At 76.1% G+C, this 17,865-nt stretch carries 13 protein-coding genes; 5 read left to right on the top strand and 8 right to left on the bottom strand.

What is annotated here, in order from left to right; all coding sequences use genetic code 11:
• Positions 1–115 precede the first annotated feature (115 nt).
• A complete protein-coding gene (locus ACGFI9_RS13350; RefSeq protein ID WP_393178214.1) occupies positions 116–460 on the bottom strand; it encodes a hypothetical protein in 345 nt (114 codons plus the stop codon).
• Between the two features lie 171 nt (positions 461–631).
• On the opposite strand from ACGFI9_RS13350, the gene ACGFI9_RS13345 reads away from it, so the two are divergent.
• Together ACGFI9_RS13345 and ACGFI9_RS13340 are read left to right on the top strand one after the other, a co-directional pair.
• Positions 632–5,245 carry an ATP-dependent helicase gene (locus ACGFI9_RS13345; protein ID WP_393178213.1) on the top strand — a complete coding sequence of 1,538 codons (4,614 nt, stop codon included), beginning with the start codon at positions 632–634 and terminating at the stop codon, positions 5,243–5,245.
• Positions 5,246–5,786: 541 nt separating this feature from the next.
• On the top strand, positions 5,787–6,308 hold the full coding sequence (locus ACGFI9_RS13340; RefSeq protein WP_393178212.1) for a GNAT family N-acetyltransferase: 522 nt from the start codon (positions 5,787–5,789) through the stop codon (positions 6,306–6,308).
• Here ACGFI9_RS13340 and ACGFI9_RS13335 read toward each other — a convergent pair.
• Entirely contained in the window at positions 6,278–6,826 is a 549-nt protein-coding gene (locus ACGFI9_RS13335; RefSeq protein WP_393178211.1) for a hypothetical protein, read from the bottom strand. The two genes, ACGFI9_RS13340 and ACGFI9_RS13335, sit on opposite strands and share 31 nt — an antisense overlap.
• Positions 6,827–6,924: 98 nt before the next feature.
• Between ACGFI9_RS13335 and ACGFI9_RS13330 the strand changes: the two genes are divergently transcribed.
• The 3 genes from ACGFI9_RS13330 to ACGFI9_RS13320 all read left to right on the top strand — a co-directional run bounded on the left by ACGFI9_RS13330 (position 6,925) and on the right by ACGFI9_RS13320 (position 12,553).
• Complete coding sequence (locus tag ACGFI9_RS13330; RefSeq protein ID WP_393178210.1) at positions 6,925–7,719, top strand: S-adenosyl-l-methionine hydroxide adenosyltransferase family protein; 795 nt, start codon at positions 6,925–6,927, stop codon at positions 7,717–7,719.
• A gap of 70 nt (positions 7,720–7,789) precedes the next feature.
• Positions 7,790–8,752 carry a zinc finger domain-containing protein gene (locus ACGFI9_RS13325; RefSeq protein ID WP_393178209.1) on the top strand — a complete coding sequence of 321 codons (963 nt, stop codon included), beginning with the start codon at positions 7,790–7,792 and terminating at the stop codon, positions 8,750–8,752.
• Positions 8,753–8,935: 183 nt separating this feature from the next.
• Positions 8,936–12,553 carry a fibronectin type III domain-containing protein gene (locus ACGFI9_RS13320; RefSeq protein ID WP_393178208.1) on the top strand — a complete coding sequence of 1,206 codons (3,618 nt, stop codon included), beginning with the start codon at positions 8,936–8,938 and terminating at the stop codon, positions 12,551–12,553.
• A gap of 8 nt (positions 12,554–12,561) precedes the next feature.
• Here ACGFI9_RS13320 and ACGFI9_RS13315 read toward each other — a convergent pair whose 3' ends face one another.
• The 6 genes from ACGFI9_RS13315 to rimO all read right to left on the bottom strand — a co-directional run bounded on the left by ACGFI9_RS13315 (position 12,562) and on the right by rimO (position 17,842).
• The gene (locus ACGFI9_RS13315) at positions 12,562–13,332 is read right to left on the bottom strand and encodes a hypothetical protein (protein WP_393178207.1); all 771 of its coding nucleotides are present in this window, start codon (positions 13,330–13,332) and stop codon (positions 12,562–12,564) included.
• Between the two features lie 21 nt (positions 13,333–13,353).
• Positions 13,354–14,214 carry a PspA/IM30 family protein gene (locus ACGFI9_RS13310; RefSeq protein WP_393178206.1) on the bottom strand — a complete coding sequence of 287 codons (861 nt, stop codon included), beginning with the start codon at positions 14,212–14,214 and terminating at the stop codon, positions 13,354–13,356.
• Positions 14,215–14,387: 173 nt separating this feature from the next.
• A complete protein-coding gene (locus ACGFI9_RS13305) occupies positions 14,388–14,837 on the bottom strand; it encodes a helix-turn-helix domain-containing protein (RefSeq protein ID WP_393178205.1) in 450 nt (149 codons plus the stop codon).
• 226 nt (positions 14,838–15,063) lie between these two features.
• Positions 15,064–15,645 carry a CinA family protein gene (locus tag ACGFI9_RS13300; RefSeq protein ID WP_393178204.1) on the bottom strand — a complete coding sequence of 194 codons (582 nt, stop codon included), beginning with the start codon at positions 15,643–15,645 and terminating at the stop codon, positions 15,064–15,066.
• Between the two features lie 71 nt (positions 15,646–15,716).
• Positions 15,717–16,295, bottom strand: coding sequence for a CDP-diacylglycerol--glycerol-3-phosphate 3-phosphatidyltransferase (pgsA, locus tag ACGFI9_RS13295; RefSeq protein ID WP_393178203.1), 579 nt, complete (start codon positions 16,293–16,295; stop codon positions 15,717–15,719).
• Between the two features lie 47 nt (positions 16,296–16,342).
• Positions 16,343–17,842, bottom strand: a complete 1,500-nt coding sequence (gene rimO / locus ACGFI9_RS13290; RefSeq protein ID WP_393178202.1) for a 30S ribosomal protein S12 methylthiotransferase RimO — start codon at positions 17,840–17,842, stop codon at positions 16,343–16,345.
• Between the last annotated feature and the right edge of the window lie 23 nt (positions 17,843–17,865).

Below are 17,865 nucleotides of genomic sequence, written 5' to 3'. Positions count from 1 at the left end.
CTGCGGCCACGACGATCAGACGTCACCCGGTCGCCGCCCCGGGCGCTTTTCCGGAAACCCGCCCGCCGGGCCCGGGTCGGCGGATCCGGACCGGGCGGGACGGCAGACGTCCTGCTCAGCGGCGGGAGGGGCGGGTCTCCACCAGCAGGTCGGGGCGGCCGAGCTGGCGGACCACCTTGTTGACCACCCGCTGCGCGGCGGCGAGCGAGCGCACCGGGAGCAGCTTGCCTCGGCTCTCCCGGCGCAGCACGAAGTAGTGCACCGCGGCGCGGACCAGCCCGCGGTCGGCGGCGCTGGAGTGGGCGGTGGCGACGACCAGCTCGCGGAGGCAGCGGGCCAGCTCCTCGGCCAGCTCCAGCTCGGGACCGTGCAGGCCGGTGCGGAGCACGGCGAGGTGGCCGTCGACCTTACGGATGAGCACGTCGGCACCGGGCCCGGAGCCGCGTTCCTCGACGATCATCCATGCCCTCCACCCCGACGCCGCGTTGGGAGTGAAGTTACTTTATGTTGCGCGGCGCAAGCAAGCAGTTAAGTAAGACTTAACGCTAGTAACGCCTCAACCGTCGCTTAAGACCTCTACCCGGACAGAACAGCGTCCGGCCCGGCGTGAATGTCACATCGGCGAGGCAGGATGGAAGGCGTGGCGAACGAGGTGACCGGCGGGAGCGCCGTGCTGGCGGATTTCGGCCCGGCGACCCGGGAGTGGTTCGGCGCCGCCTTCGCCGCCCCCACCGCCGCCCAGGCCGGGGCCTGGCGGTCCGTCTCCGCCGGGCGCAACGCCCTGGTCGTCGCCCCGACCGGCTCCGGCAAGACCCTGGCGGCGTTCCTCTGGTCGCTGGACCGGCTGGCCAAGGAGCCGCCGCCGGCCGAGGCCCGGCAGCGTTGCCGGGTCCTCTACGTCAGCCCGCTCAAGGCGCTCGCCGTCGACGTGGAGCGCAACCTGCGCGCCCCGCTCGCCGGCATCCGCCAGGCCGCGACCCGGCTCGGGCTCACCCCGCCGGACATCACCGTCGGCATGCGCACCGGCGACACCCCGGCCGACGAGCGGCGGGCCTTCGCGCGTACCCCACCGGACATCCTCATCACCACACCCGAGTCGCTCTTCCTGCTGCTCACCTCCGCCGCCCGGGACTCGCTGCGCGGGGTGCGCACGGTGATCGTCGACGAGGTGCACGCGGTCGCCGGCACCAAGCGCGGCGCCCACCTCGCCCTCTCCCTGGAACGCCTCGACGCGCTGCTGGAGACGCCGGCCCAGCGGATCGGGCTGTCGGCCACCGTCCGGCCGATCGACGTCTGCGCCCGGTTCCTCGGCGGCGCCCGCCCGGTCGACGTGGTGCAGCCGGCCAGCAGCAAGACCATCGAGGTCAGCGTCCAGGTGCCGGTGGAGGACATGACCCGCCTCGACGAGCAGGAGCCACCGGAGGACGATCTCGGCGGCATCGGCCCGCGCCGGGCGTCGATCTGGCCGGCCGTCGAGGAGCGGGTCTTCTCGCTGATCCGGTCGCACCGGTCGACCATCGTCTTCACCAACTCACGGCGCAGCGCCGAACGGCTCTGCGCCCGCCTCAACGAGCTGGCCGCCGAGGAACTGGCCGCGGCGGTCCCGCCCGCGGACGGCCCGGACGCGTGGGCAGGCCCGGTCGGGCCGTTGCGCGCGCCGCGCCAGCCGGCCGAGATCATGGCGCAGTCCGGGGCGGCGACCGGCGCGGCCCCGGTGATCGCCCGGGCCCACCACGGCAGCGTCTCCCGCGAGGAGCGCAAGCACATCGAGGAGGCGCTGAAGTCGGGGCAGCTCCCCGCCGTGGTCGCCACCTCCAGCCTGGAGCTCGGCATCGACATGGGCGCGGTCGACCTGGTGGTGCAGATCGAGGCCCCGCCGAGCGTCGCCGCCGGCCTGCAACGCGTCGGGCGGGCCGGGCACCAGGTCGGGGCGGTCTCCCGGGGCGTGGTCTTCCCCAAGCACCGCGGCGACCTGCTCTCCTGCACGGTGGTCGCGGAACGGATGGCCGACGGCGCCATCGAGGAGCTGCACTACCCGCGCAACCCCCTCGACGTGCTGGCCCAGCAGATCGTCGCGATGGTGGCCCTGGAGCCGTGGCGGCTCGGCGACCTCGCGGTGCTGGTCCGCCGGGCCGCCCCCTTCGCCGAGCTGCCCGACTCGGCGCTGCACGCGGTGCTCGACATGCTCTCCGGGCGCTACCCGTCGACCGCCTTCGCCGAGCTGCGCCCCCGGCTGGTCTGGGACCGGGCCACCGACGTGCTCACCGGCCGGCCCGGCGCGCAACGGCTCGCGGTCACCAGCGGCGGCACCATCCCCGACCGGGGACTGTTCGGCGTCTTCCTGGCCGGCGCCGAGCGCGCCGCCCGGGTCGGCGAGCTGGACGAGGAGATGGTCTACGAGTCCCGGGTGGGCGACGTGTTCCTGCTCGGCTCGTCCTCCTGGCGGATCGAGGAGATCACCCCCGACCGGGTGCTGGTCTCCCCCGCCCCCGGCCAGGCCGCCCGGATGCCGTTCTGGAAGGGCGACCAGCTCGGCCGGCCGGTCGAGCTGGGCCGGGCCATCGGCGCCCGGGTCCGGGCGCTGCTGCGCCAGGGCGACGACGACGCCGTCGCCGCGCTGCGGGCCGGCGGGCTGGACGACTGGGCCGCCGGCAACCTGATGGCCTACCTGCGCGAGCAGAAGGCGGCCACCCGCTCGCTGCCGGACGACCGGACGGTGGTGGTCGAGCGGTTCCGCGACGAGCTGGGCGACTGGCGGCTGGCCGTGCACTCCGTGCTCGGCGCCCGGGTCAACGGCCCGTGGGCGCTCGCCATCGGCCGTCGCCTCGCCGAGCGCTACGGCGTGGACGCCCAGGTCATGCCCTCCGACGACGGCATCGTGGTCCGGCTGCCGGACACCGCCGACGAGCCGCCCGGCGCCGACGTGGTGGTCTTCGAGCCCGACGAGATCGCCCAGCTCGTCGAGGAGTCCGTCGGCACCTCCGCGCTCTTCGCCGCCCGGTTCCGCGAGTGCGCGGCCCGCTCCCTGCTGCTGCCCCGCCGCGACCCGCGCCGCCGGCAGCCGCTCTGGCAGCAGCGCCAGCGCGCCGCCCAGCTCCTCGACGTGGCCCGCGAGTACGCCGACTTCCCGGTCACCCTGGAGGCCGCCCGGGAATGCCTCCAGGACGTCTTCGACCAGCCGGCCCTCGCCGAGCTGATGCGCGACCTGGCCGCCCGCAAGGTCCGCCTGGTCGAGGTCGAGTCCGAACGCCCGTCGCCGTTCGCCCGCTCGCTGCTCTTCGGGTACGTCGGCGCGTTCCTCTACGAGGGCGACGCACCGCTGGCCGAGCGCCGGGCCGCCGCGCTCGCCCTCGACTCGGCCCTGCTCGGCGAGCTGCTCGGCCGGGTCGACCTGCGGGAGCTGCTCGACCCGGCGGTGCTCGCCGAGACCGAGCGTCAGCTGCGCTGGCGTACCGAGCAGCGCCGCCCGCGCGACGCCGAGGACGTGGTCGAGCTGCTCCGGGTGGTCGGTGACCTGAGCGAGCCGGAGCTGGCCGAGCGGGGCGTGCCGGGGGCGTGGCTGACCGAGCTGGAGGCGGCCCGCCGGGTGCTGCGGGTCCGGATCGCCGGCGAGGAGCGCTGGGTGGTCGTGGAGGACGCGGCCCGGCTGCGCGACGCGCTGGGCGTGGCGCTGCCGGTCGGGGTGGCCGAGGCCTACCTGGCGCCGGTCGCCGACCCCCTCGGCGACCTGGTCGCCCGGTACGCCCGCACCCACGGCCCGTTCGCGGCGGCCACCTGCGCCGCCCGGTTCGGGCTCGGGGTGTACGTCGTCGAGCAGGCGCTGCGCCGGCTCGCCGGCAGCGGCCGGGTGGTCTCCGGCGAGTTCGCCCCGGACAGCGTCGGCACGCAGTGGTGCGACGCCGAGGTGCTGCGCCTGCTGCGCCGCCGTTCCCTGGCCGCGCTGCGCCGGGAGATCGAGCCGGTGCCGCCGCGGACGCTCGCCGGGTTCCTGCCCCGGTGGCAGCAGGTCGGCTCGACGGCCCGGGGCGTGGAGGCCCTCGCCGCCACCCTCGAGCAGTTGCAGGGCGTCCCGGTGCCCGCGTCCGCGCTGGAACGGCTGGTGCTGCCGGCCCGGGTGGCCGACTACTCCCCCGCCCAGCTCGACGAGCTGTGCGCCAGCGGTGAGGTGGTCTGGGCCGGCTCCGGGGCGATCTCCGGCGGGGACGGCTGGGTCACCCTGGCGTACGCGGACGCCGCCCCGCTGCTGCTGCCGCCGCCGGACGAGGCGCTGGCGCTGACCCCGCTGCACGAGGCCGTGCTGGACGCGCTCGGCGACGGGCAGGCGCTCTTCTTCCGCTCCCTCTCCGACCGGGTCGGGTCAGGCGACGACACCGCCCTGGCAGCCGCGATCTGGGACCTGGTCTGGGCCGGGCACCTGACCAACGACACCCTCGCCCCGCTGCGGGCGGTGCTCGGCGGGGGCGGCGCCCACCGCGCCCGGCCCGCCGCGCCGCGGACCCGCTACCGCCGGCCCGGCCGCGTCGCGCTGCCCAGCCGCGGCGGTCCGCCCACCGTGGCCGGGCGTTGGTCCCGGCTGCCCGAGCGCGACCTCGACCCGACCCGGCGGGCCACCGCCCTCGCCGATCTGCTGCTGGAGCGGCACGGCGTGGTCACCCGGGGCGCGGTCATCGCCGAGCAGGTGACCGGCGGCTTCGCCGCCGTCTACCCGGTGCTGTCCGCACTCGAGGAACGCGGGGCGGCCCGGCGCGGCTACTTCGTCGAGGGGCTGGGCGCGGCCCAGTTCGCGGTGCCCGGCGCGGTCGACCGGCTGCGCGCCCTGGCCGAGCCGTCCGACGAGAGTCGGGGGCGGGGCGGGCCGACCCTGGTGCTCGCCGCCACCGACCCGGCCAACCCGTACGGCGCGGCGCTGCCCTGGCCGGAACGGGTGGTCGACTCGGGCGACGGCACGGCCCCAGCCACCGGCCACCGGGCCGGGCGCAAGGCCGGCGCGCTGGTCGTGCTGGTCGGCGGGGACCTGGTGCTCTACGTGGAACGGGGCGGGCGGACCATCCTCTCCTTCACCGACGACCCCGATGCCCTCGCCGCCGCCGGCAAGGCGCTCGCGGACGCGGTCCACTCCGGGGCGCTCGGCGCGATCTCGGTGGAGCGCGCCGACGGCGAGGCGGTGCACTCCTCGCCGCTGCGCGACGCGCTGACCGCCGCCGGCTTCCGCGCCACCCCCCGCGGCCTCCGCTTCCGCGGCTGACCCCACCTCGCCGCCGCACCGCTCACGCCTCACCCCGCTGGGCCCAGCCCACCTCGTGCGACATCCCATACCCGCACCCCGCCCGGCCACCTCGTGCCACACCCCGTACACCCCGCACCCCGCCCCCGCCCCCGCGCCCCGCGCCGGGCACGGGCACGGGCACGGGCACGGGCACGGGCACGGGCACGGGCGCCGGGAGATCTTGGACGGAAATGGCCCCTATAGGGGCCGATTCCTACCAAGATCTCCGAGCTGTCCTACCACCCGGACAAGCGTCCTGCCAGATGGACGCGCGACGGAACGATGGATGACGCGGAGGGGGGACGCGGAGGGCCGGCACGGAGAGCCGGCGGGGGGCGCGAGGGGGGGGCGGGGAGCCGGCATGGAAAGCGGGCGCGGGGGCGTCGGCGCGAGCTGTTGGCACTCGCCCGGTCCTGGGGCGAGGCCGATCGGGCGGCGGCCGGCTTGCCCGAAAACCGCGCGGAGCGGGCGGGCCGCGGCGGCTAGGGTGTGCCCGGCCGAGGAGGAGGGGGACGGTCCGATGGCCGGGATCCAGGTACGCCCCGCGGAGTCGCGCGACCGCGAGGACGTGGCGGCGCTGCACGACCGGGAGTGGGGCGGCCCGTACGTGGTGGTCCACGACACCCGCTACGACCTGCGGGAGCTACCCACGCTGGTGGCGGTGGACGGCGCGGGCGACCTGGCCGGGGCGCTGGTGCACCGGCTCGCCGACGACGGGCTGGAGGTGGTCAGCCTGGTCGCCACCAGCCCGGGCCTGGGCGTCGGCAGCGCCCTGCTGGCCGCTGCCGAGGCGGTCGCGGTGGCCGCCGGGGCGGCGCGGTTGTGGTTGGTGACCACCAACGACAATCTGGCCGCGCTCCGCTTCTACCAGCGTCGCGGGCTGCGCATCGTGGCGGTGGACGCCGGCGCGGTGGACCGGGCCCGCGAGCGGAAGCCGACCATCCCCCGGATCGGGGAGGACGGCATTCCGCTCCACGACGAGCTGCGGCTGGAGCGCCGGCTGACCCCGGCTCAGGCGAGCTTGGCGAGCACCGCGTCGTAGCGCTTCCGCTCGGTCGCGGAGGTCTTCGTGCCGAGGTAGTTGAGCACCACCGCGCCCTTGCGGTACGCGTCGTTCCCCCAGATCTCGGTCTGATTGCTGGCGGTCGCCTCGTCCGGGAAGACGTACACCGAGACGGCGTCCGTGGCGACCAGTTGGGCGCAGCCGATGCCGACGCCGTCCGGCCCGCACTCCCGGGACCGGTCCCGGATGTTCGGCACCGCGAGGCCGGCCGCCTTGAACGCGTCGACCACGCTGCGGGCGGACGGCGTGCCGGCGGCCTTGGTCGGCATGGTGAACGGCGGGGTGGACGCGCTCTCCGTCGGCCGGCCCGTCGGGCGTGCCGCCGCGGCGCCGCCCGGTGCCTCGGTCGGCGCGGCCGCACTGGTGGCCGGCGCCGGGGACCGGCCGTCCGCCCAGGTGCCGCCGTCCTGATCGGCGGAGTCCTCGCCGCAGGCGGTGAGGCCGAGTGCGATGAGGACGGTGGCGGCGGTCGACAGCAGGCGAAGACGGTTCGTCACCTTGGCAGTCTGCCGAACGGCGGGAGGGGCCGGCACCGGCCGGTCGGTCCATCACGGATGCCGGTCCGTGGCCCACGGCCACCCGCTAGCCTTCCGGCATGGCCCCGACCGCCTGGATCTCGCTGACCACCGACTACGGGCTGACCGACGGTTTCGTGGCGGCCTGCCACGGGGTGATCGCCCGGCTCGCCCCGACGGTCCGGGTGATCGACGTGACCCATCTGGTGCCGCCGGGGGACGTCCGGCGGGGCGCCGCGGTGCTCGCCCAGACCGTGCCGCACCTGCCGTACGCCGTCCACGTCGGAGTGGTCGACCCGGGCGTGGGCACCGCGCGCCGCGGAATCGCCCTGGTCACCCCCGGCGGGCTGCTGGTGGGGCCGGACAACGGGCTGCTGCTGCCGGCCGCCGCCGCGCTCGGCGGCGTCACCTCGGCGGTGGAGCTGACCGATCCGGGCTGGCTGGCGCCCGAGGTGTCCCGCACCTTCCACGGCCGGGACGTCTTCGCCCCCGTGGCGGCGCGGCTGGCCGGCGGCGGGTCACCGGCCGACGCCGGCCCGGCGGTGGACCCGGCGACGCTGGTCCGGCTGCCGGCGCCGGTGCTGCGCCGGGAGGCCGGTGGGTTCACCGCCGAGGTGCTCACCGTGGACCATTTCGGCAACGTGCAGCTCGCCGCCGAACCGGCGCTGCTCGACGAGGTCGGGCCGGCACCGCTCGTCGCCGGCCAGCCGGCCGTACGCGGGCGGACCTTCGGTGACGCGCCCGCCGGTGAGCTGGTGCTCTTCGTCGACTCGGCCGGCCTGGTCGCGGTGGCCGTCAACGGTGGCCGGGCCGCCGACCTGCTCGCCCTCGCCCCCGGCGACCTGCTCACCGTCCGCGCACCCGACGCCGACTGATCCCACGAACGCTCCGACGGGGCGTTTGTCGGGATACCCGGGCATGTCGCGGGTGAGGGAGGATGGACGGGTGCCCGAAGGCGACACCGTGTGGAACACCGCCCGCGTCCTGCAGCGCGCCCTGGCCGGCGCCCGGCTGACCGGGTCCGACTTCCGGGTGCCGCAGCTCGCCACGACCGACCTCACCGGCTGGACCGTCCGCGAGTCGGCCAGCCGGGGCAAGCACCTGCTGCTCCGGCTCACCGCCCCGCCGGGGGCCGCGATGCCGCCCCGGGCCGCCGCCGCGTCCAAGGCCGCCGCACCGCGCGCGGCCACCGCCGGGCCGGCGGCCGCCGCATCGCCCGAGACCGCCGCACCGCGGGTAGCCGCCGCCGGGTCGGCGGCCGCCGCACCGCCGGGCAAGCCCGCCGGCGCGACCGGGTCCGGGCGGGACTGGACGTTGCACTCGCACCTGCGGATGGACGGCGCCTGGCGGGCGTACGCCCCGGGCGAGCGGTGGGCCGCCCGGCCGGCGCACCTGATCCGGGCGGTGCTCCGCTCCCCCGGGGCGGTCGCGGTCGGCTACCACCTGCACGAGCTGGCCCTGGTCCCGACCGCCGAGGAGGCGTCGCTGGTCGGCGAGCTCGGGCCGGACCTGCTCGGGCCGGACTGGGACCCGGACGAGGCGGTCCGCCGGCTGGCCGCGCACCCGGACGAGACCATCGGCGAGGCGCTCCTGGACCAGCGCAACCTGGCCGGGGTGGGCAACCTCTACAAGTGCGAGGTGCTCTTCCTGCGCGGCCTCTCCCCGTGGACCCCGGTCCGCGCGGTGCCCGACCTGGCCGGCACGGTCAGCCTCGCCCAGCGGCTGCTGGCCGCGAACCGGGGGCGCTGGACGCAGAGCACCACCGGCTCCCTGCACCGAGGGCAGACCAGCTACGTGTACGGCCGCCGCGCCCAGCCGTGCCGGCGCTGCGGCACCGCCATCCGTAAGGAGGAGCTGGGCGACCGGGTCACCTACTGGTGCCCGACCTGCCAGCCGGAACGCCCCTGACACCGTCCGGTTCCGTGGAACTTCCACGAACCGGCAAGATCCCCCCGAGATACGGACGATTGGGTACTTCCCTCCCCGCCAACCGGCGTCGCATGCTGCGGTGGAGTGCTCACCGATCGTCAGCAGCGCGTACGCCCGCCACGCCGGGGTGGTGGCCGGCGCGCCCCGATCCCGGGGAGAGCCATGGCCCTGTTCCGCAGATTCCGGCCGGGCTGGGCGGACCGCGCCGCCCGGACCGCCGAGGACCACGCGCCGACGGTGCCCGCCGCCCGGGCGGCGGCGGACGAAACCGGGCCGACCCCGACGCCGACCAGCCTGGACCCGGCGGCCGTGCCCCGCTGCTTCGGCCCGGTGCCCAACTTCGCCGGGTCGCCGCTGCCGGCCCTGGACAGCGACGGACGACCGGTGCCGGGGACCGGCATCCGCAAGTTCGTCGACGCGCTGCCGGTGCCCGGCCCGCTGGGCACCCCCGGGCTCGGGACGCGGCTGCCGGTGGCGGTGCCCGACACCATCACCTGGCCGGGCTGCGACTACTACGAGATCGGGCTGCAGGAGTACACCCAGCGACTGCACCGGGACCTGCCGGCCACCCGGCTGCGCGGCTACCGCCAGCTCAACCTGGGCACCGACCCCGCCGGGCACAACACGGTCAGCCCGCCCGACCGGCCCTGGCACCTCGGACCGGTGATCATGGCGCGGCAGGGGCGGCCGGTCCGGATCAAGTTCATCAACCAACTCCCCACCGGACGGGCCGGCGAACTCTTCCTGCCGGTCGACGAGACCCTCGACGGGGCCGGCGTCGGGCCGCTGGACGGTCCGGCGCCGTACCCGCAGAACCGGGCGGTGCCGCACCTGGCCGGGGCGCAGACCGCCTGGATCAGCGCCGGCAACCCCTGGCAGTGGGTCACCCCGGCCGGCGAGATCACCCCGTACCCGACCGGGGTGGGGGTCACACCGGTGCCGGACATGCCGCCGCCGGGCGCCGGGGCCACCACGCTGTACTTCCCGAACGACCAGAGCGGCCGGCTGATGTGGCTGCACGACAACACCCTCGGCCTGTCCCGGCTCACCGTCTACTCCGGACAGCTCACGCTGTATCTGCTCACCGACCCGGCGGAGGAACGGCTGGTCGAGGAGGGGGTGCTCCCCGCCGACCAGCTCCCGCTGGTCATCCAGGACAAGACCTTCGTGCCGGACGACGCCCAGCTCGCCGCGCAGGACCCGACCTGGGACCGGGAGCGCTGGGGGGCCAAGGGCAGCCTCTGGCACCCGCACGTCTACCAGCCGCGGCAGAACCCGTACCGGAGCACCGGCGGCAACCCCACCGGCCGCTGGGACTACGGCCCGTGGACGCACGACCCGGACGGCGGGGCCAGCCCGTGGGTGGCCCCGGTGCCGAACCCGCACCACGACCCGGTCGCGGAGCCGGACGAGCCACCCTTCGCGCCGGGCGTCCCGCACCCGTCGGCGGTGCCCGAGGCGTACGGGGACACGCCGCTGGTCAACGGGGTCGCCTACCCGTACCTGGAGGTGGCGCCGCAGGCGTACCGGTTCCGCATCCTCAACGCCTGCGCGGACCGCAGCCTGAACCTCCAGCTCTACCGGGCCTGCGCGGACGAGCCGATGTGGACCGACGACGGCGAGCCGGCCGAGCCGGAGGCCGGCGAGGTGCCGATGGTGGAGGCGGTCCGCGCGGCGGGCCGCCCCGCGCACTGGCCCACCGACGGACGCGAGGGCGGGGTGCCCGACCCGCGGGCCGCCGGCCCCGAGCTGATCCGGATCGGCAACGAGTGCGGGCTGCTGCCCGCGCCGGTCGTGCTGACCAACCAGCCGGTCGGCTTCCGGTACGACCGGCAGGACCCAACCGTGCTCAACGTGGACGGGCACACCCTGCTGCTCGCCCCCGGCGAACGGGCCGACGTGGTGGTGGACTTCGCCACCGTCCCGCCGGGCAGCACCCTGATCCTCTACAACGACTGCCCGGCCCCGCTGCCCCGGTTCGACCCCCGCTACGACCACCACACCGACGCCCCGGATCGCACCGCGACCGGCGGGCAGCCCGCCGCCCGGCCCGGGTACGGCCCGAACACCCGCACCCTGCTCCAGTTCCGGGTGGCCGGCACACCGGCCGCGCCGTACGACCGGGATCGGCTGGCCGCCCGCCTCCCCGGCGCGTACGCGGAGAGCCAACGGCCGCCGATCGTGCCGCAGCCGGCCTACGACGCGGCCTTCGGCACCCGTACGCCCCGGGAGACCATGGTGCCGGCGCGTGCCACGTCGGTCACCTTCACCCCGGCCGGGGCGGTCGCCCCGGTGACCCTGCCGCTCCTCGTGAAGTCGGTCGGGCAGGTCTTCGAGCCCCGGCACGGCCGCGCGGTGGGCCGGCTCGGCGTCGGCCATCCACTCGCCGGCCCGGTCACCCCGGGCACCCTGCCGCTCGGGCCGGTGGACCCGGCCACCGAGGTGCTGTACGCGACCGACCCCACCGCACCGGTCGGCGGGCCGACCGACGGCACCCAGCTCTGGCGGATCGTGGGCGACGCGCCGCGTACCCACCCGGTGCACGTCGAGGGCTGCGACCTGCAACTGGTCAACCGGGTCGGCTGGGACGGCACGATCCGCCCGCCCGACCCGGACGAGCTGGGCTGGAAGGAGACCGTCCGGGTCAACCCGCGGGAGGACGTGATCGTGGCGCTGCGCCCGGTCCCGCCCAGCCTGCCGTTCAAGATCGGCGACAGCGTACGGCTGCTCGACCCGGCCCGGCCGGCCGGCGTACGGCTCGACGCCAGCCCGGTGAGCCCGGTCGACGGACGGCCGGCGACCGTGGTCAACCAACTGGCCAACCTGGGCTGGGAGTACCGCTGGCAGACCCGGGCGGCGGGGCTGCGCGACCAGGGCATGAGCCGGCCGCTGGTGCTGCGGGTCGCGCCCAAGGCACCGACCGGGCTGACCGCCACCCCGGCACCCGGGTCGGCCACCGCGCTGCCGGCCATCGCGCTGGCCTGGACCGGCAACGGCAGCCGCCCGCCCGCCACCAGCCACCTGCTGCAACGGGCCACCGACGCGAGCTTCACCACCGGGCTGACCGAGATCACCGTGGCCGCCACCGCCACCCGGTACACCGACGCGACCGTGACGCCCGGGGTCACCTACCACTACCGGATCCGGGCGGAGAACACCGTCAGCTGCTCGGCCTGGTCGAACAGCATCCCGGCCGCGGTGCAGCTCACCTCGCCGACGAGGCTGACCGCGGCGGTGCCGCCGGCCGCGCCGCTGCGGGTCGCGCTGCGCTGGGCCAACCGGTCGTTCGCCACGGGGGTGGACGTGCAGCGGGCGACCAACCCGACCTTCACCAGCGGGCCCGGAACCACGGCGATCGTGGTCGGGGACGTCCACGTCGACCCGGCGGTCGCCCCGGACACCACGTACTACTACCGGGTCCGCACCACCTACCTGGGCGCGGCGTCACCCTGGTCCACGGTGGCCACCGTGACCACCCCGCCCCGGCCGGTGGCGCCGACCGCGGTGACCGCCACCGCCACCACGCCCGCCCCGGACACCGCCACGGTGATCCTCAACTGGTCGGCCGGCACCCCCACCGGCCCGGGCTCCGGCTTCGTCGTGCAGCGGGCCACCGACCCGGCGTTCGGCCGCGGGGTGGAGAGCTTCACCGTCACCGGCCGGGGGTTCACCAACACCGGGCTGGCCCGGGGCGTCACCTACCACTACCGGATCCGCGCGTACAACGTGGTCGGCACCTCCGGCTGGACCGCTCCCGTCCCCGTCACCACCCCGGACTGAGCCGGAGCTCAGGGGGCGCGGAGGGGGGCGCCGGGGGTGCGGAGTTCGGCCAGCGCCGACGCCACACCGTGCAGGAGGTCGGTGGCCTCGGTGAGCCGGGCGGCGGCCGGGTGCTCGGTGGTCGGGCGGGCGTCCTCCGCCACGTAGCCGGCGGCGGCCACCACCAGCCGCTCGTACGCGGCCACCCCGTCTTCGAGCTGGGCGGTCAGGGTGGCATGCACCTGGGCCAGCGGCCCGTGGGGGGCGAGGTTGAGGGCCCGTTCCACGCCGGCCACCCGGGTGGCCAGGTCACGCAGCGAGCGGTCGGCCTCGGCGGCCTCGCGGACCGCCGGCTCGGCCGGCCCGGTGAGCCGGCCGGCCAGCCCGGCCAGGGTGAGCGACGCCCGGTCCAGGCGGGCCCACGCCCGGGAGGCCGTGGTGCCGCGCAACGCCAGGCGGGACCGGACCCGGCGCACCTCGGCGAGGACGCCCGGGCCGATGGGCAGCCGCTCCACGGCGGCGACCAGCCGGGCGCGGGAGCGGGCGGCGGCCTCGGCCGGGTCGAGCGCCGGCGGCGCCGGCACCGCGGCGAGGGCCCGCAGGTCGACCCAGCGCCACGCGGCGATCGCGACGGCGCTGCCCGCGGCGCCGGCCCAGGCCGCGTCCGGCAGGCCGAGCCCGGCGTACGGGGTCAGCACCGCCGCGGCACCGCCCAGCCCGCCGGCCAGGACGCTCCAGCGGCGCGCGGAGCGCCGCAACCGGCGCAGCCGACGGAAGTGTCGGGCCCGCTCGTCCGCCATGGTCCTCTCCCCGCCTCTGGATCAGCTGGTGGTGCTCTCCCCGGTGCCGCGCTCCCGGCTCATGCTGGCCCGGATCTCGTCGAGCCGGGCCGCGGCCGCCGGGTCGGCGGTCGGGGCCGGCTGCCCCACCGCCGGGCGCTCCTGCCGCCCGGCGAGCTGCTCGCCGGCCATGCTCGACCGGATCTGCTCCAGTCTCGCCGATCCGGCCGAGTCGAGCGTCGCCTTCTGGATCTCCAGCATCCGGCCCTCGACCGAGTTGCCGGCCAGCTCGGCCCGGCCCATCGCGTCGGCGTACCGGCGCTCGATGCGGTCCCGGACCTCGTTGAGCGACGGGGTGCTGCCGGGCGCGGTGAGCGCGGACATCGACTCCAGCGAGCGGGCCACGCTCTCCTGCATCTTGGCCTGCTCCAGCTGGCTGAGCAGCTTGGTCCGCTCGGCCAGCTTCTGCTGGAGGATCATCGAGTTGTTCTCGACCGCCTTGCGCGCCTGGGCGGCCGCGCCCAGCGCCTGGTCGTGCAGGGTCTTGAGGTCCTCGGTGGCCTGCTCGGCGGAGACCAGCTGGGTGGCGAGCAGCTGCGCGGACTGCTCGTACCGGCCCGCCTCGGCCTCGTCGCCCCGGGCGCGGGCCTGGTCGGCCAGGACCAGCGCCTGCCGGGCGTTCGCCTGGAGCTGCTCGACCTCGGTCATCTGCCGGGACAGCTTCATCTCCAGCTGGCGCTGGTTGCCGATCACCGCGGCCGCCTGCTGGACCAGCGCCTGGTGCTGCCGCTGGGCCTCCTCGATGGCCTGCTGGATCTGCACCTTAGGGTCGGCGTGCTCGTCGATCTTCGCGCCGAAGAGCGCCATCAGGTATTTCCAACCCTTGACGAACGGGTTCGCCATCTCCGCGTTGTCCCCTCAGTAGCGTCGCGCCGCCGCGACCGGGCCGGGCGGAGTCGACCGGTGGGTCGCGCGGTGTGCCTTCATCGTCCCAGCCGGACGCCAGCCCGGCACCCGGACGACCCTGATCAACAGTACGCGGCGGTCGCCACCGGAGACCACGCCGTGACGCGGGGTCAGGCGGCGCAGACCACGTCCCGGTCGGCGGGGCGGACCCGGGTGCTGCGCAGCGTCGCCTTGAGCGGCCCGTCCTGCCGGACCTGCACCGACACCGACCCGTCGGCGGAGACCTGGCGGACGCTCCGGTTGGTCGCCTTGCGGACCGCAGCCGGGGCGACCGGGGTCGGCTCGACCGGCTCGTCCACCACCGGCACCAGCACGCCCGGCATCTGCTCGGCCAGGGCGACCGTGTCGCTGACCTCGCGGAGCAGCTCGGAGAGGCGGGCGCCGAGCGCGTCGCAGATCGCGGCCAGCAGCTCGCTGGAGGGTTCCTTCTGGCCGCGCTCGATCTCGGAGAGGTAACCGAGGCTCACGTTGGCGGCGGAGGAGACCTCGCGGAGGGTGCGGTGCTGCCCCTGCCGGCGCGCCCGCAGTGCGTCACCGATCACCCGGCGTAGCAGGACCATCGCACCTCCCCCTGACGGGACCACCATCTCCGGCCGGCCGTGCCGCGCCGGGCGCGACGGGCCGCCCCCGACGCCGGCGTCGTCCGCCGGAGCCTTCCCGCAACCGTACCCGTTGCACGGCCCGCCGACATCCCGCCCCACCCCTTGAATTGCCCGGTTCCGGTCACCGGGGTGGTTCGGGGCCGCCCGCCCGGCGCGCCTGCGGTCGGGCGTGTCGTCGCCCGACTCACCGTCGGCCGGCCCCGGCCGGGTCGCCGGCGTCGGCCGGTGCGGTCCCGGCCCGATCGTCCGGTTCGGGCTCGCCCGCCGCGGCCTGGATCCGCTCGGCGAGCAGCCGCAGCGCCTCGATCACGGCGGCGTTACGGATGTGGTCCCGCCCGCCGTCGAGGTCGAGCCGGCGGACCCGGGTGCCGCCGGGTCCGGCGGCGGCGACGTACACCAGGCCGACGGGCTTGCCGTCCTGCGGTTCCGGCCCGGCCACGCCGGTGGTGGCCAGCCCCCAGTCGGCGCCGCAGCGGCGGCGGGCGCCCTCGGCGAGCGCGGCGGCCACGTCCGGGTCGACCGGTCCGCGCTCCGCGAGCAGGTCCGCCGGTACGCCGGCCAGCTCCGCCTTCAGCTCCGTGGCGTAGACCACCAGGCCACCCCGGTAGATGCCGCTCACCCCGGCGATCTCCACGATCGAGTTGGCCAGCGCTCCGCCGGTCAACGACTCGACGGTGGCCAGCGTCTCGTGCCGTTCGTGCAGGCTGTGCACCACGAACGCGGCCCGACTCTCCTCGGCCCGCTGGTGCGTCGCGTCCATACCCATGGTCAACACCTCTTCCCCGCGCGGCCCGCCGTACTCATCCTCGCAGCCGGATCCGGTCGCCTGCCCGCCGGTCAGCCGGTGGGGCGGCGGAGCCGGAGGGCCTGGGCGATGTAGTCGAACCCGGTGACCACGGTCACCACGACCGCCGCGCCCATGATCCACGGGCCGACGACGGCCAGCGCGGCGGGCATCGGCCACAGGTACCAGGTGATGGCGAGGATCTGGAGCGCCGTCTTGATCTTGCCGCCCCGGCTGGCGGCGATCACGCCATGCCGGATGACCCAGAACCGGAGCGCGGTGATGCCCAGCTCGCGGGTGAGGATCACCACGGTCACCCACCAGGGCAGCCGGTCGTAGACGGAGAGCAGCACCAGCGCGGCGCCGGTGAGCGCCTTGTCGGCGATCGGGTCGGCGACCTTGCCCAGCGAGGTGACCAGCGCGAACCGGCGGGCGATCCAGCCGTCCACCAGGTCGGTGGCCGAGGCGACCACGAAGATCAGGCACGCGGCCATCCGCCAGCCGGCGTGGCTCATCCCCGAGGCGACGACGGTGACTGCGAAGACCGGCACCAGCACCAGCCGCACCGCGGTCAACAGGTTCGCCGCGTTGAGCAGGGGCACCGGGGCCACGGTCGAGTCCGCCCCGGTCATGCCTGGCACCGCGTCACGTGGCTCCCCCGCTCCGTCCGGGCCCGTCGTCACCGTGCCGCGCCGGGCGCCGCCGAGATCATCTCATCCGGTACGGCGACCAGGTCGACACCCTCGGTCGCGGTGACCGTGGCACGCACCAGGTCGCCGGGGCGCAGCGCGGCCAGGTCGACCCCGCCGTCCGCCGGTGCGACCAGGGTGGTGGAGCCGTCGACCTCGGGCGCCTGGTGGGCCGCCCGCCCCTCGACCACGCCGTCGCCGACCGAGTCGACCAGCACCTCGACCGTCGTGCCGAGCCGCTCCTCGGCCCGCTGCGAGCAGAGCTCGTCGGCGAGCGCGGCGAGCTTGTCGTACCGCCGCTTGATCGTGGCGGCGGAGACCTTGCCGGGCAGGCCGGCGGCCTCGGTGCCGTCCTCGTCGCTGTAGTCGAACACGCCGATGGCGTCCAGCCGCGCCTCGGTCAGGAACCGGACCAGCTCGGTGACGTCCTGCCGGGTCTCACCCGGGAAGCCGACGATGAAGTTGCTGCGCGCGCCGGCCTCCGGGGCCAGGGCCCGGGCGGAGGCGAGCAGCTCCAGGAAACGGTCGGTGGAACCGAACCGGCGCATCCGGCGCAGCACCGGCTCGCTGGAGTGCTGGAAGGACAGGTCGAAGTACGGCGCCACGCCGGGCGTGGTGGCGATCACCTCGACCAGGCCGGGCCGGGTCTCGGCGGGCTGGAGGTAGCTGGCCCGCACCCGGACGATCCCGTCGATCGCGGCGAGCTGCGGCAGCAGCTTCTCCAGTGCCCGCGGGTCGCCCAGGTCCTTGCCGTACGAGGTGGAGTTCTCGCTGACCAGCACCAGCTCCCGGACGCCGGTCTTGGCCAGCCACTCGGCCTCGGCGAGCAGCTCGTCCGGCGTACGCGAGACGAACGCCCCGCGGAATGCCGGGATGGCGCAGAACGCGCAGCGCCGGTCGCAGCCGCTGGCCAGCTTGAGCGAGGCGACCGGCCCGGTGTCGAGCCGGTGCCGCAGCACCTGCCGCAGGTGCGCCGGGGTGTGCTCGTCGGCCTCGGCGGCGACCCGGGTCGGGGTGCCGTGGCCGGGCAGCGACACCGCCGCCTCGCGCCGCTTCACCGGGGTGAGCGGCAGCAGCTCGCGGCGGTCCCGCGGGGTGTGCGCGTCGATCGCGTCACCGGCGACGACCGCGTTCAGCCGGGCGGAGATGTCCGGGTAGTCGTCGAAGCTCAGCACCGCCTGCGCCTCGGGGAGGCTCTCGGCCAGCTCCCGGCCGTACCGCTCGGCCATGCAGCCGGCGGCGACCACCTTCGCGCCGGTGTCGGCGGCGGCGAGCAGCGTCTGGATCGAGTCCTGCTTGGCCTTCTCCACGAAGCCGCAGGTGTTCACGAGCACCACGTCGGCGCCCTCGCCGTCGGTGGTCACCTGCCAGCCGTCGGCGTGCAGCCGGGCGGCCAGCTCCTCCGAGTCGACCTCGTTACGGGCACAGCCCAGGGTCAGCAGGGCGACCCGACGGCCGTCGGCGGCTGAAGGAGAGGTGGCAGACACCATCCGAGGGTACCGGGCCGCGCCGG

The organism is Micromonospora sp. NPDC048930, assembly GCF_043197935.1.
Taxonomy (GTDB): domain Bacteria; phylum Actinomycetota; class Actinomycetes; order Mycobacteriales; family Micromonosporaceae; genus Micromonospora.
This window is presented reverse-complemented; position numbering and strand designations above follow the sequence as displayed.

Bases quoted from the DNA above. Each gene is read 5' to 3' on its own strand.
- ACGFI9_RS13350 (WP_393178214.1), bottom strand. From the start codon at position 460: ATGATCGTCGAGGAACGCGGCTCCGGGCCCGGTGCCGACGTGCTCATC.
- ACGFI9_RS13345 (WP_393178213.1), top strand. From the start codon at position 632: ATGGAAGGCGTGGCGAACGAGGTGACCGGCGGGAGCGCCGTGCTGGCG.
- ACGFI9_RS13340 (WP_393178212.1), top strand. From the start codon at position 5,787: ATGGCCGGGATCCAGGTACGCCCCGCGGAGTCGCGCGACCGCGAGGAC.
- ACGFI9_RS13330 (WP_393178210.1), top strand. From the start codon at position 6,925: ATGGCCCCGACCGCCTGGATCTCGCTGACCACCGACTACGGGCTGACC.
- ACGFI9_RS13320 (WP_393178208.1), top strand. From the start codon at position 8,936: ATGGCCCTGTTCCGCAGATTCCGGCCGGGCTGGGCGGACCGCGCCGCC.
- ACGFI9_RS13315 (WP_393178207.1), bottom strand. From the start codon at position 13,332: ATGGCGGACGAGCGGGCCCGACACTTCCGTCGGCTGCGCCGGTTGCGG.
- ACGFI9_RS13310 (WP_393178206.1), bottom strand. From the start codon at position 14,214: ATGGCGAACCCGTTCGTCAAGGGTTGGAAATACCTGATGGCGCTCTTC.
- ACGFI9_RS13305 (WP_393178205.1), bottom strand. From the start codon at position 14,837: ATGGTCCTGCTACGCCGGGTGATCGGTGACGCACTGCGGGCGCGCCGG.
- ACGFI9_RS13300 (WP_393178204.1), bottom strand. From the start codon at position 15,645: ATGGGTATGGACGCGACGCACCAGCGGGCCGAGGAGAGTCGGGCCGCG.
- pgsA (WP_393178203.1), bottom strand. From the start codon at position 16,295: ATGACCGGGGCGGACTCGACCGTGGCCCCGGTGCCCCTGCTCAACGCG.
- rimO (WP_393178202.1), bottom strand. From the start codon at position 17,842: ATGGTGTCTGCCACCTCTCCTTCAGCCGCCGACGGCCGTCGGGTCGCC.